The sequence below is a fragment of the Methylobacterium sp. yr668 genome (genome assembly GCF_900116245.1).
In the GTDB taxonomy this organism is placed as follows: domain Bacteria; phylum Pseudomonadota; class Alphaproteobacteria; order Rhizobiales; family Beijerinckiaceae; genus Methylobacterium.
In genome coordinates this window covers 40,350-59,962 of record NZ_FOZY01000031.1, presented here as the reverse complement: position 1 = coordinate 59,962, position 19,613 = coordinate 40,350, and the positions used below count along the sequence as shown (strand labels likewise).

Annotated in this window: 17 protein-coding genes and 1 rRNA gene; 6 read left to right on the top strand and 12 right to left on the bottom strand. The window is 72.4% G+C overall.

The features are described 5' to 3' along the window. A 16S ribosomal RNA gene (locus BM419_RS26350) occupies positions 1 to 298 on the bottom strand; the annotation flags it as partial. A 672-nt stretch (positions 299 to 970) separates the two neighbouring features. Here BM419_RS26350 and BM419_RS26345 point away from each other — a divergent pair. Together BM419_RS26345 and BM419_RS26340 are read left to right on the top strand one after the other, a co-directional pair. Further along, positions 971 to 2,737, top strand: a complete 1,767-nt coding sequence (locus BM419_RS26345; RefSeq protein WP_056531116.1) for a monovalent cation:proton antiporter-2 (CPA2) family protein — start codon at positions 971 to 973, stop codon at positions 2,735 to 2,737. A gap of 376 nt (positions 2,738 to 3,113) precedes the next feature. After that, entirely contained in the window at positions 3,114 to 5,498 is a 2,385-nt protein-coding gene (locus BM419_RS26340) for a type IA DNA topoisomerase (protein WP_091928146.1), read from the top strand. A gap of 95 nt (positions 5,499 to 5,593) precedes the next feature. Here BM419_RS26340 and BM419_RS26335 read toward each other — a convergent pair whose 3' ends face one another. Then, on the bottom strand, positions 5,594 to 5,956 hold the full coding sequence (locus BM419_RS26335; RefSeq protein ID WP_042669993.1) for a DUF4186 domain-containing protein: 363 nt from the start codon (positions 5,954 to 5,956) through the stop codon (positions 5,594 to 5,596). 66 nt (positions 5,957 to 6,022) lie between these two features. Between BM419_RS26335 and BM419_RS26330 the strand changes: the two genes are divergently transcribed. Then, entirely contained in the window at positions 6,023 to 6,778 is a 756-nt protein-coding gene (locus tag BM419_RS26330) for a DUF72 domain-containing protein (RefSeq protein ID WP_056531111.1), read from the top strand. 193 nt (positions 6,779 to 6,971) lie between these two features. Here the strand turns inward: BM419_RS26330 and BM419_RS26325 are convergent, their stop codons facing one another. Beyond that, a complete protein-coding gene (locus BM419_RS26325; protein WP_056531108.1) occupies positions 6,972 to 8,168 on the bottom strand; it encodes an FAD-dependent monooxygenase in 1,197 nt (398 codons plus the stop codon). Positions 8,169 to 8,679: 511 nt separating this feature from the next. On the opposite strand from BM419_RS26325, the gene BM419_RS26320 reads away from it, so the two are divergent. Beyond that, positions 8,680 to 9,264, top strand: a complete 585-nt coding sequence (locus BM419_RS26320) for a hypothetical protein (protein ID WP_091683382.1) — start codon at positions 8,680 to 8,682, stop codon at positions 9,262 to 9,264. Between the two features lie 129 nt (positions 9,265 to 9,393). Then, positions 9,394 to 9,687 carry a hypothetical protein gene (locus BM419_RS26315; protein ID WP_056531102.1) on the top strand — a complete coding sequence of 98 codons (294 nt, stop codon included), beginning with the start codon at positions 9,394 to 9,396 and terminating at the stop codon, positions 9,685 to 9,687. A 95-nt stretch (positions 9,688 to 9,782) separates the two neighbouring features. On the opposite strand, the gene BM419_RS26310 is transcribed toward BM419_RS26315, so the two are convergent. From BM419_RS26310 to BM419_RS26275, 8 genes are all read right to left on the bottom strand, one after another. Then, positions 9,783 to 10,133: a hypothetical protein gene (locus BM419_RS26310; RefSeq protein ID WP_056531099.1), complete on the bottom strand. Its 351-nt coding sequence runs from the start codon at positions 10,131 to 10,133 to the stop codon at positions 9,783 to 9,785. Between the two features lie 469 nt (positions 10,134 to 10,602). Next, positions 10,603 to 10,812 carry a hypothetical protein gene (locus BM419_RS26305; protein ID WP_026605124.1) on the bottom strand — a complete coding sequence of 70 codons (210 nt, stop codon included), beginning with the start codon at positions 10,810 to 10,812 and terminating at the stop codon, positions 10,603 to 10,605. A gap of 328 nt (positions 10,813 to 11,140) precedes the next feature. Continuing rightward, positions 11,141 to 11,653, bottom strand: coding sequence for a hypothetical protein (locus tag BM419_RS26300; RefSeq protein ID WP_056531096.1), 513 nt, complete (start codon positions 11,651 to 11,653; stop codon positions 11,141 to 11,143). A 59-nt stretch (positions 11,654 to 11,712) separates the two neighbouring features. Further along, complete coding sequence (locus BM419_RS26295; protein ID WP_091928145.1) at positions 11,713 to 13,542, bottom strand: glycoside hydrolase family 15 protein; 1,830 nt, start codon at positions 13,540 to 13,542, stop codon at positions 11,713 to 11,715. A gap of 67 nt (positions 13,543 to 13,609) precedes the next feature. Then, the gene (locus BM419_RS26290) at positions 13,610 to 14,500 is read right to left on the bottom strand and encodes an SMP-30/gluconolactonase/LRE family protein (protein WP_056531092.1); all 891 of its coding nucleotides are present in this window, start codon (positions 14,498 to 14,500) and stop codon (positions 13,610 to 13,612) included. Between the two features lie 55 nt (positions 14,501 to 14,555). Continuing rightward, the gene (locus BM419_RS26285) at positions 14,556 to 14,798 is read right to left on the bottom strand and encodes a hypothetical protein (RefSeq protein WP_020094409.1); all 243 of its coding nucleotides are present in this window, start codon (positions 14,796 to 14,798) and stop codon (positions 14,556 to 14,558) included. A 411-nt stretch (positions 14,799 to 15,209) separates the two neighbouring features. Further along, positions 15,210 to 15,869 carry a response regulator transcription factor gene (locus BM419_RS26280; protein ID WP_020094410.1) on the bottom strand — a complete coding sequence of 220 codons (660 nt, stop codon included), beginning with the start codon at positions 15,867 to 15,869 and terminating at the stop codon, positions 15,210 to 15,212. Between the two features lie 8 nt (positions 15,870 to 15,877). Further along, positions 15,878 to 17,218 (bottom strand): sensor histidine kinase, encoded by a 1,341-nt coding sequence (locus BM419_RS26275; RefSeq protein ID WP_056531089.1) that lies wholly within the window; start codon positions 17,216 to 17,218, stop codon positions 15,878 to 15,880. A 178-nt stretch (positions 17,219 to 17,396) separates the two neighbouring features. On the opposite strand from BM419_RS26275, the gene BM419_RS26270 reads away from it, so the two are divergent. After that, positions 17,397 to 18,308, top strand: coding sequence for an MBL fold metallo-hydrolase (locus BM419_RS26270; protein ID WP_056531086.1), 912 nt, complete (start codon positions 17,397 to 17,399; stop codon positions 18,306 to 18,308). Positions 18,309 to 18,366: 58 nt separating this feature from the next. On the opposite strand, the gene BM419_RS26265 is transcribed toward BM419_RS26270, so the two are convergent. Then, positions 18,367 to 19,497 carry an epoxide hydrolase family protein gene (locus tag BM419_RS26265; protein WP_056531084.1) on the bottom strand — a complete coding sequence of 377 codons (1,131 nt, stop codon included), beginning with the start codon at positions 19,495 to 19,497 and terminating at the stop codon, positions 18,367 to 18,369. Positions 19,498 to 19,613 lie beyond the last annotated feature (116 nt).

Genomic DNA, 19,613 nt, shown 5'->3' with positions numbered 1-19,613 from the left:
GTGTCTCAGTCCCAGTGTGGCTGATCATCCTCTCAGACCAGCTACTGATCGTCGCCTTGGTAGGCCGTTACCCCACCAACTAGCTAATCAGACGCGGGCCGATCTTCCGGCAGTAAACCTTTCCCCATAAGGGCGTATCCGGTATTAGCCCTAGTTTCCCAGGGTTATTCCGAACCAGAAGGCACGTTCCCACGCGTTACTCACCCGTCCGCCGCTGACCCCGAAGGGCCCGCTCGACTTGCATGTGTTAAGCCTGCCGCCAGCGTTCGCTCTGAGCCAGGATCAAACTCTCACGTTGAAGAGATTGATCTAAGCTGATCACAACTACTTGACAGAGGCTCACAATCATCCCGGCATCACTACCCGGATGTGTGAGCTTCCGAAGCGTTAGACAGCTCGCTTCTCTCGTTGATCCGGCTCTCGCCGGACCCGCAAGGACAAGCGCCGTCCACGCTTCTCTTTCCCGTATTCACTTGTCAAAGAACGGCGCCTGTTTACACAAGTGCCATCTGAAGATCAACAAAAAAATACTCGGCGCTCGCCGACCGTTGCTTGCAGTCTTCAGTGGAAGTCCGTCCGAGCGGCCCGCCCTGGCCGGGCACCGCGTCGGGAGGCGCCGTATAGGGCGCCAGAAATCGGCTGTCAATCGCCCCTCTTCGTCGACCGCCGGACGCTGGCGGGCGCGGTCGTCCGCGTGTGCGGACACCGCTCCCGGATCCGGCAGAGGCCCCGCGCGCAGAGACCCGTCGCCGCGCCAGCCTCTCAGCACACCCCTCCGTGATCCGGACGAGGGGCCTCGCTCCGGATCGCGCGTCAGAGCAAGCCGCACGATGAGTGCTCATGGAAACGATCCGTTTCGATAGTTTCCATTTCTGATTGCGCGTGCTTCGCTCAAGATGGATCCATCGGCGCGACGTCGGGGCCCAGCACGGGCCGCGGGGCGCCAGTGCACCCACGGAAGGACCCCGCCATGGCTGTCGAAGCATCCGGTGCCGCGAGCGAACTCGTTCAGGTCGTCTCCCTCCTGGCGGCCGGCGTCATCGCCGTCCCGCTGTTCAAGCGGCTCGGCCTCGGATCGGTCCTCGGCTACCTTCTGGCCGGACTGGCAATCGGGCCCTTCGGGCTCGGCCTGTTCACGGACGCCCACGCCATCCTCCACGTGGCGGAGCTCGGCGTCGTGATGTTCCTCTTCATCATCGGGCTGGAGATGGAGCCGTCCCGGCTCTGGGGCATGCGCCGCGCGATCTTCGGGCTCGGCCTCGCCCAGGTGGGCGCCTGCATCGCTGCCCTCACCCTGGTCGGACTCGCCCTCGGCTTCTCGATCACCGTCGCCTTCGTGGCCGGGACCGGCTTCGTGCTGACCTCCACCGCGATCGTCATGCAGCTCCTGGAGGAGCGCGGCGCGCTCTCGACGCCGAAGGGTCAGCGCATCGTGGCGATCCTGCTGCTGGAGGATCTCGCCATCGTGCCGCTCCTCGCCGCCGTCGCGCTTCTGGCGCCGGGCGGGAGCGCCGCGAGCGCGACGGAGCGCGCGGTCACGGTCGCCATCGCCCTGCTCTCGGTCTGCGCGCTCGTCGCCGCGGGGCGCTGGCTGCTCAACCCGCTGTTCCGCCTCCTCGCCGCCGCCAAGGCGCGCGAAGTCATGACGGCCGCGGCCCTCCTCGTCGTGCTCGGCTCGGCCCTCGCGATGCAGCTCGGCGGCCTCTCGATGGCGATGGGCGCCTTCCTGGCCGGCGTCCTGCTCTCGGAGTCGAGCTTCCGTCACCAGCTGGAGGCCGATGTCGAGCCGTTCCGCGGCATCCTGCTCGGCCTGTTCTTCCTCGGGGTCGGGATGTCCCTCGACCTGACGGTGATCGCCGCGAATGCCGGCCTGATCCTGGCGGGCGTCGCCGCCTACATGACCGTCAAGGGCCTGCTCATCTACGGCGTGGCCCGGGTGCTGCGCGCCTCGCACGCCGAGTCGCTGGAACGCGCGGCCCTGATGGCGCAGGGCGGCGAGTTCGCCTTCGTGCTGTACGCGGCCGCCGCGAGCGCGGGCATCATCGACGGCACGACCAACGCCGTCCTGACAGCCACCATCATCCTGTCGATGGCGATCACGCCGCTGATGGTCGTCGCCTTCGATCGTCTCGGTCCCAAGGCCGTCCCGTCCATCGACGGCGTCGAGGCGCCCGAGGACCTCGTGGGCAGCGCCCTGATCGTCGGGTTCGGCCGCTTCGGCCAGATCGCCAGTCAGCCGCTCATAGCGCAGGGCTGCTCGGTCTCGATCATCGACACGAACCCGAGCAACATCCGTCTCGCCGAGGGATTCGGCTTCAAGGTCTATTACGGTGACGGCACCCGCCTCGACATTCTGCACGCGGCCGGCGCCGCGACGGCGCGGGCGATCCTGATCTGCGTCGACGACACCGCGATGGCCAGACGCGTCGCGGAGATCGCCAAGGCGGAGTTCCCCCTGGTGCCCGTGCTGGCGCGCGCCCGGGATCGCGAACACGCGGTCGAGCTGATCCAGGCGGGCGTGGCCTACCAGATCCGCGAGACGGTCGAGTCGGCTCTGCTCCTCGGCGAGCAGGCGCTCCTGACGACCGGAGCCGAGCCGGAAGCGGCCAGCGCGATCCTGGCGGAGGTCCGGCGCCGCGATGCGGAGCGTCTCGATCTGCAGGTCCTGGGCGGCATCTACGCGGGTCGGGACCTCATTCACGGCAACAAGCCCGGCTCGGCGCACGCGGCCGGCTAGGCCGGTGACCGAACCTCGGTGCCGTGCCCGCTGAAGGCTTGCTGGTCTCGACAGACACTTGGGGCGGGCAACCCTTAGCGCGCGAGCGCGTGCCCGGAGCCTTCGGAGGACGGTGCGCGGGTCGACGGCGACGCGCCAGCCACAGGCGGGGATCCGGCCACGGAGGCATTCCGGGTCGCCGCCGCGGGCGAGCCCGGAGCACAGGTACGAGCGCCGCTCCAGCATCGCGGCGCCGGCCGGTGTGCCTGGGGAGGGCGACACGCCGCCGGCTTCTCCGACGGCTTCCCCTCTCGAGGCGCCAGTTGCGTCCCGAGCCCGTCTGGAACAAAATGTGAACCCTGGGTCAGGCGCGGCGACAGCCGGAGCGGTCAGCGACATGTCATCTCCGAGCTCCGGTCGCACGCTGTTCTTCTTCGAGAAGCCCTCGGCGATGCGCCAGTTGCAGCGCTTCTTCCGCTCGCCGAGCACGGTCTGCGTGGCCGCCGAGGGACACCTGCTCTCGGCCGAGGAGCCGGGCAGCATCCGGCCCGAGTGGAAGCCCTGGCGCTTCGACCTCCTCCCGATCGTCCTTCCCACGATCCCGGTCGGCTACGGCACGAACCGGTCCGGGCAGTCGCACGCACCGAAGATCGCCGCGATCCGGCAGGCGCTGAGCGGCGTGGACCGCGTGATCATCGCCACGGATCCGGGTCGCGAGGGCTCGATGATCGCGTGGGAAGTGCTCGAGCATCTCGGCTGGAACGGCCGGGTCGACCGGCTCAAGCTCGGCGCGCTCGACGAGGTCTCGATCCGACGCGCCTTCGCGGCCCTGGCCAAGGATCCCGCCTCGGGCGAGCGCGACTACGCCGCCTATCTCGAGGCGCTCTGCCGGCAGTACGAGGACTATCATCTCGGCCTGAACGGCACGCGGGCGATCTCGCTGCGCCTGCGGCCGCCCGCCTTCCGGGAGCCCTGGCGCTTCGGCGGCGTCCAGACGCCGACCCTCGCCATCCTGGCGGACTTGGAGGAGCGGATCCGGTCCTTCGTGCCGCAGGACTTCTTCAAGGTCGCGCTGCACCTTAGGACCCATGCAGGCGCGGAGATCACCCTCTGGCACGCCCCGAAGGAGCGGATCCTCGATGCGGCGATCGCTGAGACGATCCGGTCCGCCGCGGCGACGTGGTCGGGCCCTCTGGCGGTCGCGCACAGGGATGTCCGGCGCGCGCCGCCCCGGCTGTTCTCGAAGGACACCCTGGCGCGACGCTGCGCCAAGCGGTTCGGCTGGGACCCGCAGCACACGGCCGGCATCGCTCAGGACCTCTACGATCAGGGGTACCTCAGCTACCCGCGCACGGAGTCGGAGCACCTGCCCGAGGGCCAGGCCGGCGATGCCGCCGCGATCATCGCGGCCGTCACAACCGTCCTGACCGACCTGAGCAAAGTCGTTCCGCGCGACGCTGCGCCGCTGATCCGTCGCGGCCTGAAGGGCCACTACGTCGCGGATCCGGGCGAGCACCACGCTATCGTGCCCCTGCGCAAGGCGCCCGAGCGCGGCCGTCTCAGCACCGATCAGTTCCGCTTGTGGGAACTCGTGGCGAAGGCCTATCTCGCCGCGCACCTGCCCGACGGGGTCGACGCGCGCACGAGCGTCACGGCGGATGTCGCGACACCGCTGGGCGTGAGGCGGTTCGCCGTCTCCGGCAGCGTCGTGCGCGCGCCGGGCTGGCGCGCGCTCTACGGCAGCGAGGCCGAGCTCGAAACGGATGCCGTGCCCGGCAAGACCAAGCGCGAGGCGGAAGCCACCGCCACCCGCCTGCCGCTCGTGACCGACGGCGAGGGCGCCTCCGCCGCGACGGCGGAGATCGCCACCGCGAAGACCGAGCCGCCGCGGCGGATCACCCGAGGCGAATTGCCGGTGGTGATGGGCCGGCTGATCGACCAAGTGGACGATCCGGCCGCCAAGCGCGCCCTGGAAAACCCCGCCAACCCGAACGAGCCGAAGGGTCTGGGCACGGCCGCGACGCGCGACACGATCCTGCCCAAGCTCCTGAAGAGCCGCTACATCACGCTGTCTACCGGCAAGGATCCGGCCATCGAGGTCACCGAGGTCGGCCTGACCTTCGTCCGCGCGGTGCGCAGCGTGTTCCCGGCCTACGGAGATCCGGTCGGGCGCGCCATGTTCGAGGCGGAGCTCGCCGAGATCGGACGGGCGGCCACGCGCGCCGAGGCGGTCGCGCGCGCGACCGCCTTCCGCCAGCGCACCCGCGCCCGCCTCGACGACCTGATCGCCGCGATCGCGCAGGCGCCGACCGTCAGCCTCGATCCGAGCCTGATTCCGGCCGGTCAGGGCGACCAGCGGCCGCCGACGCCGGCCATGGTGGCGTTCGCCGTGAGCCTCGCCGAGCGGAAGGGCGTGACGCTGCCGCGTGGCTGCAGGAGCAGCATCAGCGTCTGCCGCGCGTTCCTCGACACCCATGCCGGGCCGCGTGCCGGGCAGGAGGACGACGCCGGCCGCGCAGACGGCCGGCGGAGCCCGAGCGCGGCGATGGTCGGCTACGCGCGCAGCCTCGCCCAGCAGCGCGGCATCCCGTGCCCGCCGGACGCGGAGACGGACTTCGACGCGTGCCGGCGCTTCCTCGACGCGCACGCCGCGCGGCCAGGGCAGGGGAGGGACGAGGCGAACGCCGGAGGGGCAAAGGCCAAGCGGCCCGCGGAGCGGGAGAAGCGGCGGGGCCGTGTGGCCCGGACGCCGCGACCGGCAGCGGCACGCCGCCGGGCCTGAAGCGCCCCGGCGGGAGTGACCGGATCGCGGCGTTCGTCCGCGACGCCGACTTTGCCCCGTCTCGGTGGCGCCGGCCGCCCGGCCTGGCGCGCGCTTCAGGCGGCCTCGGGGTCCTCGGAGCGCAGCCAGCGCGCGATCGCGGCGACCACGTGGGCCTGCTCGACGGCGGTCAATGCCCGGCCGGCGGGGATCGCGTGCCACTTGGCCAGGCAACCGCGGCAGCAGGTTGCCGTCGCGTGCTGCGCCGTGAAGACGGGATGACCGCGAAAGGGCGTCTGCTTGCCGTCGTTCCTCGGCTCGGCGGACGCGAGGCGTCGCCGCACGAAGTCCCGCGCGTGGTCCAAGACCGTCGGGAGCCCCTTCTCCCGCAGGTAGACCCGATCGGCGATCGCCAGCCGGAAGCGTCGCCGGAACGCGGATTGCGGGAGACGGTCGAACACCTCGTCGAGCGCTCGCATGCGCGCAGATCCCGGTCTACCGATCGCCGGTCGGGCCGGCATGGCTTCGGCCCCGAGCGGTATTCCATGCATCCATCAGACGCCATCGCCGTCGGAACCGCGGGCTGGAGCCTGCCCAAGGCCTACGCGCCGCAGTTCCCAGAGGCGGGCAGCCATCTGGAGCGGTACGGACAGCGCTTTTCCGCGGTCGAGATCAACACCGCCTTCTATCGGCCCCATCGGGCGACGACCTACGCGAGATGGGCTGCGGCGGTGCCGGACGGGTTCCGCTTCGCCGTGAAGGTGCCGCGATCGGTCACGCACGAGCGGCGCCTCATCGGCGTGGATGAGCCCCTCGAGCGCTTCCTCGGGGAGGTCACGGGCCTCGGGACAAAACTCGGGCCGCTGCTGCTCCAGCTCCCACCGAGTCTGGCCTTCGACAGCCCGTCCGCGGCGACCTTCCTATCGGAATTCCGGCGGCGCTTCCCGGGCGACATCGTCTGCGAGCCGCGCCACGCCACGTGGTTCACAGAAGATGTCGACCGCCTGCTCGTCGGCCTCGCGATCGCCCGTGTCGCGGCCGACCCCGCGCCGGTCCGGAACGCCGGCATGCCCGGTGGCTGGCCGGACCTCGTCTACTATCGGCTCCACGGCTCGCCGCGCATGTACTACTCGGCGTACGAACCGCGCGTCCTGTCCCGGATGGCCGAGCGCCTCGGAGCGCACAAGGCCCTCGGCCGACGCGCGTGGTGCATCTTCGACAACACCGCGGAGTTCGCCGCGATCGGTGATGCCCTCGACATGCTCGCGCGCGTCGAGACCCGACAGGGATCCGATTCATGAAACAACAGACATTGATCTCACAATTCTAGGGAGGACTTTCCCCCGCCGGCACAGCCGGTCTTGTCGGGAGAGGCTGCCCCGACAACGGACGCCGTCGTTCCTGAGCCAAGATCAGACCCCGCAGTGAACCGAGCCGTGGCGATCCGAGCGCTCCATGTGGAACCGCCCGGAGCGTGTGTGCCGAGGAGCCGATTCAGGCCGATCGACCGACGTAAGCGGAGACATCGGGCTCCTCGGAGCGCCCATCGAACAGCTTCGCGGTGACGCGGCGAACGGCGGGCCTGCTCGCGACGTTCAGGGCCGCGTGAAGGAGACGGATGCCGATCCGCGTGCGCGGGTTCATGAGCTTCGGCGCGAGCTTCGGGACACCCTGCGCCCTCTCGACATACGGGCGCATGACCCGCTCGTAAGCCGCAAAGCCCGCCGCGACCGTGTCGGCGCGCGCCAGCTCACCGGCCAGCACGCAGGCGCCGGTGACGGCCAGCGTCGTGCCGATGCCCGCGAGGGGCGTCGCGCACCAGGCCGCGTCGCCTGTGAGCACGACGCGTTCAGACGACCAGCGCTTCATCCTCACCTGGCGCAGGACGTCGAGGTAGAAATCGTCCGTCGCGTCCAGGCCCGCCACGACGCGCCCGGCCTGCCACCCGGCGCCGGCGAACCGCGCCCGCAGGAACGCCTTCTGGCGAGCGATATCCCAGTCCTGCTCGCCGCCGGGCGGCTGACGGAGCGTCAGCATCGCGCGCGTCGTGCCGTGTCGGTCCGGCCGCAGCGAGATGCTGCGGCCGCCCGTGGCGTTGAACCAGCGCCACATCCGGTCGTCGCCGGGGATTCTGGGAATCGTGAAGTACGCGATGGTCAGATCCATCCAGCGCGGCGCGTTCTCTCCGGGAAAGACGAGCTCGCGGGTCGATGAGCCGACGCCCTCCGCCACGACCACCGCGTCGTAGCGTTCCGTCTCGCCGCCCGCGAAGGTGACGGCGACCGCGTCCCCGTCCTCCGCGAGGCGGGCCACACGGTCGCCGAAGCGGTAGCGGGCCCGCTCCCGGGCCGGCTCGTAGAGAAGGCGCGCTAAGTCGCCGCGCAGGATCTCCATCTCGGCGGTCGGGCCATCACCCTCAGCCCCGGCGACGTCGAACCGCGCGGCGACCCGTCCCCGGCCGTCGATCCAGGCCGTGCCCTCCTCGCCGGTGCCGCTGGCGAGGGCGGCCCGTTCCAGACCCATCCGGCGCAGCACCGTGCGACCGACGCCGCGCACATCGACGTTCTGCCCACCGTCCCGGAAGGCGGGCGCGCGCTCGACGACGGTCACGTCGAAGCCGCTGCGGGCGAGCCACCAGGCCACCGTGTTGCCGGCGATGCTGGCGCCGGTGATCAGGATGCGACGCGCCATACGGAAACCACTCCCGGGGACCCAACAGCGTCCGGCGCGACGGGTTGCCGGCGACGAGCGCGGCTCTCCGCGGCGGGACGCTCCCGTCTCGGCGGTGCCGGCGGTGGGATCGCCACCCGGCCGTGCAGCGCCGCGGAGGCGCGCGCTCTGACCCGCGGCGGCGCCGATCCCCTCGACAGGTCTCGCCGCGTGCCCAACATGAGCGCGACGATCGTGCCGATCGGCCCGCGCGGGACGCGCGGAACTCGGTCTGGTCTGCTCAAGGCTGACGTGAGACCGGCGCAGGCAGGGATTTCAGGGCATGACAGGGGGACACGGAAGGTCCATCGGCGGTCCGGGCACTGGCGCGCGGTCGGGTGACGCCGGTGCGGAGACGCGCGGATCCGCTGCTTCGGCCCGCCACGCCGTCGCGCGGGCCGATGGCGGCCTCCCCGGTGATGGCCGCGCGCCCTGCGCGAGCCGGAGAGACCGGACGCGGCGAACACGGCGCGTCGGCGCGCTCTGCGCCCTGATGATCGCGGCGCCGACGGCGACGCGCGCCGATCCGGTGGCGGCGCTTCTCCGGGACTGGACCACGGCCAACGGTCTCTGCCGCGGCGGCTCCGGCGACGATCCGCGCACGCAGGCGGCCTGCGAACGGCGCGACGGCCTCGATCGCCGGCTCGCCGCCGCGGGCTGGTGCTACGGACGCCCGGCCGACACGGGCGCCCAGAGAACCTGGCAGCCCTGCGGCGACGGCACGCGACAGCCCGCACAGGCCGGGACGGAGACCCCGCAGGGCGCGGCGCGGCGCGCCCTGCTCGATGTCGCCCGGGGCCCCGCGGAGACCGGGCGGGGACAGCCGGTGCAGTTCGTCGTGCACGCCCTGAACCAAGTCGGCCCCTGGGCCTTCCTGTTCGCGCGGATGCAGCGGCCCGACGGCCGCCCCCTCCCTCGCGCCGCGGACGATCTGGACTCGAACGACTACGCCGCGCTGCTGCGCCAGGACGGAAACGGCTGGCGGGTCGTCGACTTCGCCGTGGGACCGACCGACGTCGCGTGGGAAGGCTGGGACCGGCGCTACGGGGCGCCGGCCTCCGTCTTCGCGGTCCGCTGAGGTTCGTCCCCGCCGCATGAACGGAGAGACGCCCACGCGCCGACGCCTTCGGCTCTTCGCGGTCCGGCCGATCCGGGCGGCTGTCCCGGCGCCGGTGTCGGCTCCCGCCAGGACCCGGGAGGCCCGGGCATGATGGCCGCGCGTCGCTGGCTAAGCGCGACGGGGCTCGCGCTGCTTCCGACGACCGCCCAGGCAGCCCTGCCGCCGTCCTGGCAACGCGTGCGTGAAGTCCAGGCCGTCGCGGAGGCGGCCGCGCGGGTGCTGGGATCGCGTCCGATCGATGCAGTCGAACGCGTCGACGGGGAGCGCTACCGCGTCCGGGCGGGTGACTGCCGGGTCACGGTCCGCGTCGTCGTCCGCCCCCGAGCACAGCCGGGACCGCAGGCCTTCGACGCGATTCCGGACGCTCCGGACTGCCCCTAGGACCGCCACGGGCTTCATCCCTGCGCCGCGGCGTCGAGCGCCGGAGAGGCCTCGGAGAGGTCGCGGCCGCGCACCCGCGGCGCGGCGCTCGCCCATCAGACAGGCCGGCCCGGCGAGCCGGCGTGCATCGCGCCGATCACGGCGAGCAGACCGAGCAGAACCATGAGCACGGAGTAGTACTGCATCGGGATCCAGAACAGGGTGTGGCGCGGGCGCAGGATCACTGTCTGCCCCGTGCGCGGGTCGAGCAGTTCGCGGCCCGGCCGGCCGTTCAGCCGGGTGCCGAGCCACCAGTTGAAGCCGGCCGCCACCACCCACACCAGGATGACGCCCGTGGGCGTCGGGACGCCCAGGCGGGCGAGCGCCGGATCGAGCAGCACGCTGCCGATCAGGCCCGCCGCCGCGATCAGCGCCGTCAGCATTCCCCAGCCGGACCAGATGATCATTCCCGGACATCCCCTGTCTTGGCGAACGGTCCCGCCTCGCGGGACGCGGTTCCTCCGGCAGGCGCCGGCACGATGTTGCGATGGGCGGCCCAGTCGCGTTTTCGCCGGGTCGCGGGGATTGTCCGACGCCGAGACTGGTATCGACCGGCATCCCGCGCGGACCGTCGGTCGCCCTCCCGGCCGCGATAGCCGCGGTGCAGATCGGCGGTCCTCGGGGTCCGGGCGCGGGTCGGGTCGACGGCGAGGCTCATGCGATCAGTGGATCAACTCACGTCAGGCATCGTCGCGGGCGACACCTCGCACGGCCCGGTCCCGCCGGCAAGCTGACCCCTGACCAGGGGCAGGATCACCTGAACGGCTGCACGGCCGTCTAGAGGTTCATCGACGACTCTCTCGTCGCCGCTGACCAGATCCCGTCGACGACCGGAGCGTCGGCGGCCCTGCCTCGCAATGCGCGAATACCGCCGATCTACCTAGAGCCGGACAATCCGAAAAGGATCGCCGCGCCTGCGACAAGGAGCGGCGCCCAGAAATGGACCAGGCCGCCGCCGCTCCAGACCGAGAAGGTCTCCCGGCACCCCGTCGTGTTCATCGCACATCCCAGGGGGACGAAGTACATGAACCACACGAAGGTCGCGATGACGAGAAGTGTCCCGAAAATCAGCGCGGCGCCCCGCATCGACAACATCCTCATGCGCGCACCGGTCGGTGCACGCTCCGCTACGGCCCGGGGCCACGATCGGATCCCACCCTGCCAGGACCGACGTCTCCTGTCGCTCCATGACGGGCGCGTCCGCGAGGTTCGCGTGAGAGCCGCGACAGGGACCTCGCGGGATCCGCACCGACGCTCACCGCGAGGCGGGGGTCCGCGCCCGTGACCGGCCGCGGCCGGAAGAGAGGCGCGCCGCGGATCCGGCCCGTCCGCTACCGGTGAGATGGCGCGGAAGCCGACGCCGGTGTGCAAGGGCCGAGCCCGGAGCGCCCGCGGCGGCCGTCCGGGTCTGGCGCTACCGCGGACCGCCGCCGCGCCGCCGCGCGATCTCGTGTCCCGCGCTGTCGAGGGCGCCCGACGGCGCGAGGCCGTCGTTCGGAACGGCCTGCATGCCATCGTGCGCGGTGCGCGAGGTCGGTCGCGCGAGACCGTGATCGCCGGCGGCCTGCTTCATCGCCAGCGCCCTGCGGGAGCTCGTGACCAGGCGACCGCGCGCCCGGGCGTTCCGCCTGCGCTCGCTCTCCTTGCTGGCGCGCTTCACCGCGGCTGCCAGCACCGCGGCCTTCCGGCGGGTCCCGGTATTGTCGGTCGCGGCGCGCGCGCCGGACGGGGCGGCCTTGCCGCGCAGCTCGCGGCGCTGCCGGCGGGAGATATCCCGCGCACGGTCGCGGCTTGCCCGAAGACGCGCGACCAGCTCCGCCAAGCCGCCGTCATCGGCCTCACCGAGCCTGGGGTGATGCGAGCGCGCGACGAGATCGGCCTCGTCCACGCTCAGGAGACGGGCTTCGTGACGGCTCGATCGGGACATGGGCACTCCTGCGCTGAATGAGGGGTGGCGACAGCGGACGGGCGGATGGCGGGCGGCGATCAGTCGGGGCCGCCCAGGGTCGGTGTCCGGCGCAGCGCCGTCTCGCGCAGGGACCGGTCGGCGTAGGTGCCCTGCACCGCCGCGCGACCGCCGTGGTCGAACAGGTCGAGCATCAGGGCGCTGTGGATGAAGCCGAGATGGCTGAAGGCCTGGGGGAAGTTCCCCAGGAAAGCGCCGTCCGGCGCGACCTCCTCGGCGTAGAGGCCGACGTCGTTCTGGAGGGCGCGCAGGGCGTTGAAGCGCAGCCGCGCCTCCGCGTCCCGGCCGAGCCAGAGCAGCGCGTCGACCAGCCAGAAGGCGCAGAGCAGGAAGGTGCCCTCGTGGCCGGGCAGGCCGTCGTCGTTCCGGTAGCGGTAGACGAGGTGGCCGTGGCCGAGGCGCTCGATGACGACGTCCACGGTCCGGGCGAAGGCGGCCTCGTCAACCGGGAAGCCGACCAGGGGCGCCATCAGCAGGGCGGCGTCGACGTCGTCACCGCCGAGATATTGCGGGTAGTAGCCGTCCCGGTGGATCCCCGGGCCGTTCACGCAGGCGACGATACGGTCGCGCTCCCGGCACCACGTCTCGCGCGGGCCGAACAGGCGGATCGCCCGGTCCAGGGCGACCCAGTTCATGATCGCCGCGTGGAGGTAGCGCTGCTCGGGCTTGCGCGGCTCCCAGAGACCGGCGTCGGGGCGGTGCCAGTGCGCGGCGGAGATGTCGGCCAGCCGGGCGCCGTGCCCGAGCATCGCCTCCGGGAGCGTGCCGCCCAGGCGTGTGTAGAGGTAGAGCAGGTCGAGCACCTGCCCGTACGCGTCGGCCTGATGCTGCTCGGCGGCCTCGTTGCCGGCCCGCACCGGCGCGCTGCCCCGCCAGCCCTCGAAATGCGCGATCGTGGTCTCGGCGAGGTCGGCCTCGCCCGAGACGCTGTAGAGCGGCCGCAGCCGCCCCTCCGCCCGCGCGCAGAGGTCGGATACGAACCCGAAGAAGGCCTCGGCCTCGCGCAGCATGCCGAACTTCTTCAGGACGTAGAAGGACAGGCACGCGTCGCGGATCCAGCAGAAACGGTAATCCCAGTTGCGGATCCCCCCGATCTCCTCGGGGAGGGAGGTCGTGGCCGCCGCGACCATCGCGCCGGTGGGCGCGTATGTCAGCGCCTTGAGCACGAGCGCCGACCGGATCAGCTCATCGGCGAGCGGTCCCGTGTAGGCGGCGTCCTGCGTCCACAGCACCCAAGCCTTGCGCGTCCGCTCCATCAGGGCGCGCGCGTCCGGCGGGGCGTCCGGCAGGGCATCGCCGTAGATGTTGAAGCTCCGCGCCTGCCCGCCCTCGAGGACGAACCGCGCGGCGGCCCCGGCGCCGTCCCGCACGAGTTCGACATCCGCGACGAGGCCCGGGCATCCCGGTGCCGTCACCCGGCCGCCCGCGATCTCCGGCGGCGCGAAGGACTCGGCGAAGCCCGCCAGCGGCCGGTAGACGACCACCATCGGGACACGGCCCGACACACCGCTGACGAGCCGGACCAGGAGCGGCCGGTGCGGGCCGCCCTCCGGCCCGACCATGAAGTCGTGCAGGGTCACGAAGCCGTCCGGGGTGGTGAAGGTGGTCTCCAAGATGTTGCTGCGGCTCAGGTACTGCCGCGCCGTCTCGTACCGCCCCTCGGGGCGGATGGAGAAATGGCCGCCGCGCCGGTGGTCGAGCAGCCGGGAGAAGGCCGGGTCGGCGTCGAAGCGCTCCAGGCAGGCCCAGTCGATCGATCCGTCGCGGGCGACGAGCGCGCATCCCTCGCAGTTGCTCAGGAGGGCGTAGGCTTCGATCGGCTGATAGGGGCGCTCGCCCGCGTCGGTCATGGAGTCTCCTGGGTGTTGCGCTTCGACGCGCCGGCTGAGGGCGGGCGAGAACCGCGGTCCGGCCTGGTCAGGCGCAGAGCCGGAAGGCCGGCTCCAGCAGCCCCCGCGCGCCCACGTCGATCAGGATCGTCCGGCCATGCTCCGGATCCTCGGCGCGGTCCGCCACGTCCATGCCCTCGTAGGCGGACGTGACCAGCAGGCGGTCGAGATCGCGTCCCGCGAAGGTCGGACAGGTCGGCTGCCGCATCGGCACCGACACGGTGCGGACCCGCTCGCCCGCGGGGCTGTAGGCGTCGAGGCAGCCGGCGCCGAAGCGCGCCGTCCAGATCAGGCCCTCGGCATCCACGGCGGCGCCGTCGATCGCGCCCTCGCCGCCGCGGTGGTCGAAATGGATCTCGACCGGTCCCCGCGGCAGCCCGGTCCTCGGATCGAGCGGGACGCGGTGAAGCACGCCGACGTCGGTATCGACGAAGTAGCCGGTGGCGCCGTCCGGCGAGAAGCTGATGCCGTTGGGGATCGTCAGGCCGCCGAAGAGGCGGTGCACCTTCGTGCCGGCCACGTGATAGATCGAGCCGCGCCCCTTGGTGGCGTCGCGGTCCATCGTGCCGATCCACAGCGCGCCGCTCGGATGGACGCGGCCGTCGTTGGACCGGTTGTCGTGCAGATCCTCCTCGAGGGGGCAGAGCATCCGGATGTCCCCGTCCCGGATCGACCGGACGTAGAGACCGTCCTCCGCCGAGAGCAGCTGGTGGGCGCCGTCGATCGCCGCGATGTCGCTGACTTGGACGGGCAGGACGTGGACGAGCGCCTTCTGGGCGCTGGCGATCGGCTTCTCGAACAGGCGCGCTTCCAGGATATCGACCCACCACGCCGTCCCGGTGCGCGGATCGTAGCTCGGTCCTTCACCGAGGTGGCAGCGCACCTGGCTGAGAATTCGGATGTCGTGCGGAGGACGCAAAGGCTCGTTCCCGTTCGTGTCGGTCGATGTTCGAGGCGGACCTGTCGCGACGGCGTCAGCACTTGTCGCAGACGCTGCCGAGGACCGCGTCGAGGTCCTTCTGCCGTCGCGTCCGCTCGCGCGGATCGTGCAGCGGCGCGGCCCCCGCGCCGGGCGGCACCGTCTGCCCCACCGACGAGCGGTACGGCGCGTTGATCGTGGTCTCAGGGCCGCCGCCCGTCCCCGTGAACGCGGCTGCCAGCGCCGCATGGATGCAGATGAACGGCGCGATCAGGCCGATGATCGCTCCACGGGTCATCGCTTGTCCGACAGTCATGGCGAGCCTCCCGATTCAATCTCCGATCCGATCTGCCTGCGCGGTGATGCGCGCCTCGTCCGCGGGGCGAGAGCCGACGACCGACGGGAGATCCACGATCGACCACGCTGCCATCGGTGCGCGGGTGCTCCCCGCCGGCCCGCGACCTGCGCACCGCGCCGACCAAGAGCAGCGACGCCCTCTCCATGTAATCGTCGTTTAATCCGCAGTCTCGGTAAAATCACCAACCGTGACTTCACGCATCATTTCGTGCCGCGATGACAAAGTAGATGGTGACATGCAATCGCGGAGTGCCCTCACGCACGCATCGGCGCGGATTAAACGCGGCGCGCAGTTCAGCGATGGATGTCGGGAAGGATCATCCGTCACTCAGACAAGTGCGCGCGGTCCCCGTCACGCCCTGCCGGCCAGCTCTTCGGGCGGGCACACGAGCCCGGCGCCCACGGCGATCCAGACGAGGTGTGCATCCGTTCGGGCACCGAGCTTGGCGCGGATCCCGGACAGGTTGTTGTGCACCGTCTTCAGGCTCAAGCAGAGGGCCTCGGCCACGGCCTGCGCCGTCATCCCCCCCGCGGTCAGGCTCAGGATCTCGACTTCCCGCGGGCTCAGCGCGTCGACGGCCGAGCGCCCGCCCGCCACCTCGTCCTGGGCGATGGCGTGGGCGATGTCGGCGCTCATCGCCCGCTCGCCGCGCAGCACGGCCGCCACCGCCGCCAGCAACGCGCGCGGCGGACTCGCCTTGGTGACGTAGCCGCACGCCCCCGCGGCGAAGGCTCGGCGCGCGACGACGGCCCCGGTGCGCATGCTGAAGACCAGGATGCGGGCCGCCCCGTCCCACTGGCGGATGTGCCGGATGGCCTCGATGCCGCTCGGCCCGGGAAGCGACAGGTCGAGGATCACGAGATCCGGCCCGTGCGCCTTGTACTGGCGGTAGGCCTCCGCCGCGCTCGCCGCCTCCGCCGTCACAACGAGTCCCGGCTGTCGCTCGATCAGGCGGCGATAGCCCTCGCGCACCACGGGATGGTCGTCGACGAGCAGGATGGACGTGGGCATGAGACGCCTCAGACCGCGGTCGGGACGGTCGCGCAGGCGCGGATCCCGCTGCCGGTGCCGGTCAGCGTGAAGCTGCCGCCGAGGGCGGCGAGTCGCGCGCGGATGCCGACGAGGCCGCGGCCCGTGCCGGAGGCCGTGCGCGAGACATCGCCCTTGCCGTCGTCGTCCAGCGTGAGCGTCACCGTCCGCGTTCCGGTCTCCGTCCGGACGACCCGCAGGAAGATCCGGCTCGGACGCCCGTGGCGGAGGGCGTTGGTCAGGAGCTCCTGCGCGATGCGGTAGAGGCTCGCCGACACGGTCACGGGCATGTCGGCGAGGTCGCCGGCCACGTCGAGATGAAGGGCCGGGCCGGACCTGAGCTGCGCCCGCCAATCCGCCACGAGGCCCCGCAGCGCGTCCTCCAGCCCGGTCTCGGCGAGGTCGGGCAGTTCGAGGCGCGCCAGCGCCCCGCGCAGGCTCTCCCGCATGGTGGCGAGGACGGCCTCGATGCCGCGCGCGTCCGCGCGCAGATCCTCGCGGTCGTCGGGCGCGGCGAGTTCGATCGCGGCCGCCCGGGCGCCCGCGGCGGCGAGGCACTGGCCGAAGGCGTCGTGCAGGTCCCGCGCGAGCGCCTGCCGCTCCTCTTCCTGCACCGTGACGAGCCGCTGCATCAGCTCCGCGCGCGCGGCCTCCGCGCGGGCGAGCCGGTCGGCGAGGTCATCGCAGGCGCGTGCGATCCGGTCGAACTCGGCGGCGGCGAAGCGCGGCAGCGGCGACCGGGTCCGGGCCGCGTCGAGCCTCGCCAGCCCGCGCACGATCTGCCCGGCGGGCGCGACGAGGCGCATGACCGCGAGCCAGTTGAGGAGCAGTGTCGCCGCCGTCAGAGCGAGCGCGAGCCCGCCCGCGAGACGCACCCGCTGCCAGACGCGGGCCGCCGCGGCGATCGGATCGGGCCAGGCGGTGACGCTGCCGATCGTGCGCTCGCGGAAGACGATCGCGCGGATCGTCGGCGCGGCCGCGGCGTCCCCCGTAACCGCCTCCCGGAACCACGCGGGGGCGGCGTCGAGGCCATCCCAGTCGCCGCAGACGCGCCGCGGCAACTCGACGCCGAGCTGGATGTCGGCGCAGATCCCCGGGAGGATGGTGAGGAGGGCCGGTGCGGGCTGCGGCGGCGCGGCGGGCATCGCGACCGGACCGGCGCTGCCGAGACCCGGCTGACGCGCGAGCTGCGCGGCGATCCGCTCCGCCGAGGTCGCGGCCTCCCGCTGCAGGCTCGCCTGGGCGGCGAAGCCGGTCCAGGCGACCGCTCCGGCCAGGCACAGGAGGGCGACCACGAGGAGGCGTAGGCCGAGATGCGCGGGCAGGCTCATGGGGGCGAAACGGCCGGGCTCGAAGCGACGCGGCGATTTGGCACCGGGAACGTCCCGGCGCGCAAGCCGCGCCGAGCCAGCGCGGGAAGAATGCCCGGTCGCGGGCGGGAGGACGTCCCTGGCCCGCGCCCCGCACGCCTCGCAGGATGGCGGCGTTTCGTCTCCCGCGGAGCCCGCCATGGCCTCTCACCTGTCCCGCCGCAGCCTGCTCGCCGCCGCCGCCCTGCTGCCGCTCGGCCTGCACCGCCCCGGCGCGGCCGCGACCGGAACCCCGCCCTACCGGGTCGGCGCCTTCACCGTGACACCCCTGCGCGACGGGCTGTTCCCGCTGGAGCCGCGGATGATGCCCGCGGCCGAGAGCCCGGCCGGACGGGCTCTGTTGCAGGGGGCTGGTCTTGCCGGGGACGGTCCGTCGCCGGAGCCGGTCAACGCCTTCCTGATCCGGCGCGGCGCGCGCCACTGGCTGCTCGACGCGGGCTGCGGCACCGTCTTCGGACCGGACTTCAACCGGGTGACCGCCGCGCTGGCGGCGGAGGGCGTGCGGCCCGATCAGGTCGAGACCATCTGGCTGAGCCATCTCCACGCCGACCACGCGGGCGGTCTCCTGACGCCGGGCCGCCTGGCGCGGTTCGCGAACGCCGAGCTCGTGGTGCAGGAGCGCGAGGTCGCCTACTGGTCGGATGCGGGAGCGCGGGCCGGCGCGCCCGACGCCCTGCGGCCGATGTTCGAGACGGCGCAGGCCGTGCTCGCCGCCTATGGCGACCGGATCCGCCGCGTCGCGGGCGAGGCGGAGCTCGCCCCCGGCATCCGCGCTCTGCCGCTCCCCGGCCATACGCCGGGTCACATGGGCGTGCTGATCGCGGACGGGGCGGACCGGTTGCTGATCTGGGGCGACGTCATCCACTCGCGACTCCTGCAGATGCCGCACCCGGACTGGACCGTCATCTGGGACACGGATCCGGCGGAGGCGATCGCGACCCGCCGGCGCATCCTCGACCGCGCGGCGGCGGAGGGCCTGAGCGTGACCGGGATGCACCTCGCCGCCCGCGGGCGGATCGAGCGGGACGGGGCGGGCTACGCGCTGATCTAGAGGATCCGGTTCGTGCCGCCGGGTCCGGCTGAGCCCGCGATGCGGCGGGACGACGCCGTCAGCCGCGGCCCCAGTCCCGCAGGTCCCGGACGAACAGGTCCGGCGCCTCCATGGCGGCGAAATGGCCGCCGCGGGGCATCGTCTGCCAGCGCGAGACCGCGTAGCCGCGCTCCAGCCACTCTCGCGGCGGCGCGGGCGTGCGCGGATCCGGGTAGGCCGCGAAGGCCGTCGGCACCGTGACGCGCCGCCCCGGCGGCATCCGGCGCACGCCCTCCTGCTGCGCGCCGGCGTAGAACCACGTCGCCGTCGCGAAGGAATCGGTGAGGATGTAGAGCAGGGCGTTGGTCAGGAGCTGATCGTTCGTGAAGACCTGCGCGAAGGGCCGCTCCCGCAAGTCGGCCCAGTCGTGGAAGCGCTCGACCAGCCACGCCAGCTGCGCCACCGGCTCGTCCGCCATGGCGTAGCCGAGCGAGAGCGGCCTGGTGCCCTGCAGCTGCGCGTAGGCCCCGAGCGCCTGCTGGGTGGCTCCGGCCTGCTTCTGCCAAGCCCGCTCCGCCGCGCTCTCCGGCTCGGCATCGGGCTGCACCAGCAGGTAGTTCAGGTGGATCGCCTCCAGCGACGCGGCGTGGTCGAGACCGAGCCAGGCCGCGACCCCGGCGCCCCAGTCGCCGCCCTGAACCCGGTAGCGCGGGTAGCCCAGAGTCTCGCGCATCAGGCGATCGAACAGCCGCGCCGTGCTGCGCGCGCCGATCGGCGCGGCGGGTTTGCCCGAGAAGCCGAAGCCGGGCAGCGCCGGGATCACGAGGTCGAACGCGTCCTCCGGCCGCCCGCCGTGGCGCGACGGGAAGGCCAGGGGCTCGATCACCGACCAGAACTCGTAGATCGAACCCGGCCAGCCGTGGATCAGCAGCAGCGGGCGCCGGCCTTCCGCCTCGCCGACGACGTGGACGGCGTGCAGGTCGAGATCCTCGACGCGGGCCAGGATCTGCGGGAAGCGGTTGAGCTCGGCCGCGGCCGCGGCCTCGTCGAAGCCGTCGAGCCAGTGGGCGCACAGGTCGGCCAGGACGTCCGGATCGCAGCCGTAGCGCCAGCCGGCCCCCGTCGGCAGGCGCGGCATGCGGTAGGCCCGCACGCGCTCCCGCACCCAGGCCAGCCGGTTCGCGTCCCAGGCGACGGTGAAGTCTCGCATGATGCCTCCGCTCGGCTCCGCGTCCCGGGAGAGTGCCGAACCCGGCCGTCCCGTTCGCGCGACGTTGATCCGGGTTAACGCGGCCGGGCCGGGACGGTCGCGCCGGGATCGCCCCG

What these genes read in the sequence shown, in the direction of transcription:
- BM419_RS26270 (WP_056531086.1), top strand. Translation starts at nt 17,397, where the DNA reads ATGGCCTCTCACCTGTCCCGCCGCAGCCTGCTCGCCGCCGCCGCCCTG.
- BM419_RS26285 (WP_020094409.1), bottom strand. Translation starts at nt 14,798, where the DNA reads ATGACCCGTGGAGCGATCATCGGCCTGATCGCGCCGTTCATCTGCATC.
- BM419_RS26335 (WP_042669993.1), bottom strand. Translation starts at nt 5,956, where the DNA reads ATGCGAGCGCTCGACGAGGTGTTCGACCGTCTCCCGCAATCCGCGTTC.
- BM419_RS26325 (WP_056531108.1), bottom strand. Translation starts at nt 8,168, where the DNA reads ATGGCGCGTCGCATCCTGATCACCGGCGCCAGCATCGCCGGCAACACG.
- BM419_RS26310 (WP_056531099.1), bottom strand. Translation starts at nt 10,133, where the DNA reads ATGATCATCTGGTCCGGCTGGGGAATGCTGACGGCGCTGATCGCGGCG.
- BM419_RS26280 (WP_020094410.1), bottom strand. Translation starts at nt 15,869, where the DNA reads ATGCCCACGTCCATCCTGCTCGTCGACGACCATCCCGTGGTGCGCGAG.
- BM419_RS26275 (WP_056531089.1), bottom strand. Translation starts at nt 17,218, where the DNA reads ATGAGCCTGCCCGCGCATCTCGGCCTACGCCTCCTCGTGGTCGCCCTC.
- BM419_RS26340 (WP_091928146.1), top strand. Translation starts at nt 3,114, where the DNA reads ATGTCATCTCCGAGCTCCGGTCGCACGCTGTTCTTCTTCGAGAAGCCC.
- BM419_RS26330 (WP_056531111.1), top strand. Translation starts at nt 6,023, where the DNA reads ATGCATCCATCAGACGCCATCGCCGTCGGAACCGCGGGCTGGAGCCTG.
- BM419_RS26305 (WP_026605124.1), bottom strand. Translation starts at nt 10,812, where the DNA reads ATGCGGGGCGCCGCGCTGATTTTCGGGACACTTCTCGTCATCGCGACC.
- BM419_RS26315 (WP_056531102.1), top strand. Translation starts at nt 9,394, where the DNA reads ATGATGGCCGCGCGTCGCTGGCTAAGCGCGACGGGGCTCGCGCTGCTT.
- BM419_RS26345 (WP_056531116.1), top strand. Translation starts at nt 971, where the DNA reads ATGGCTGTCGAAGCATCCGGTGCCGCGAGCGAACTCGTTCAGGTCGTC.
- BM419_RS26320 (WP_091683382.1), top strand. Translation starts at nt 8,680, where the DNA reads ATGATCGCGGCGCCGACGGCGACGCGCGCCGATCCGGTGGCGGCGCTT.
- BM419_RS26295 (WP_091928145.1), bottom strand. Translation starts at nt 13,542, where the DNA reads ATGACCGACGCGGGCGAGCGCCCCTATCAGCCGATCGAAGCCTACGCC.
- BM419_RS26265 (WP_056531084.1), bottom strand. Translation starts at nt 19,497, where the DNA reads ATGCGAGACTTCACCGTCGCCTGGGACGCGAACCGGCTGGCCTGGGTG.
- BM419_RS26300 (WP_056531096.1), bottom strand. Translation starts at nt 11,653, where the DNA reads ATGTCCCGATCGAGCCGTCACGAAGCCCGTCTCCTGAGCGTGGACGAG.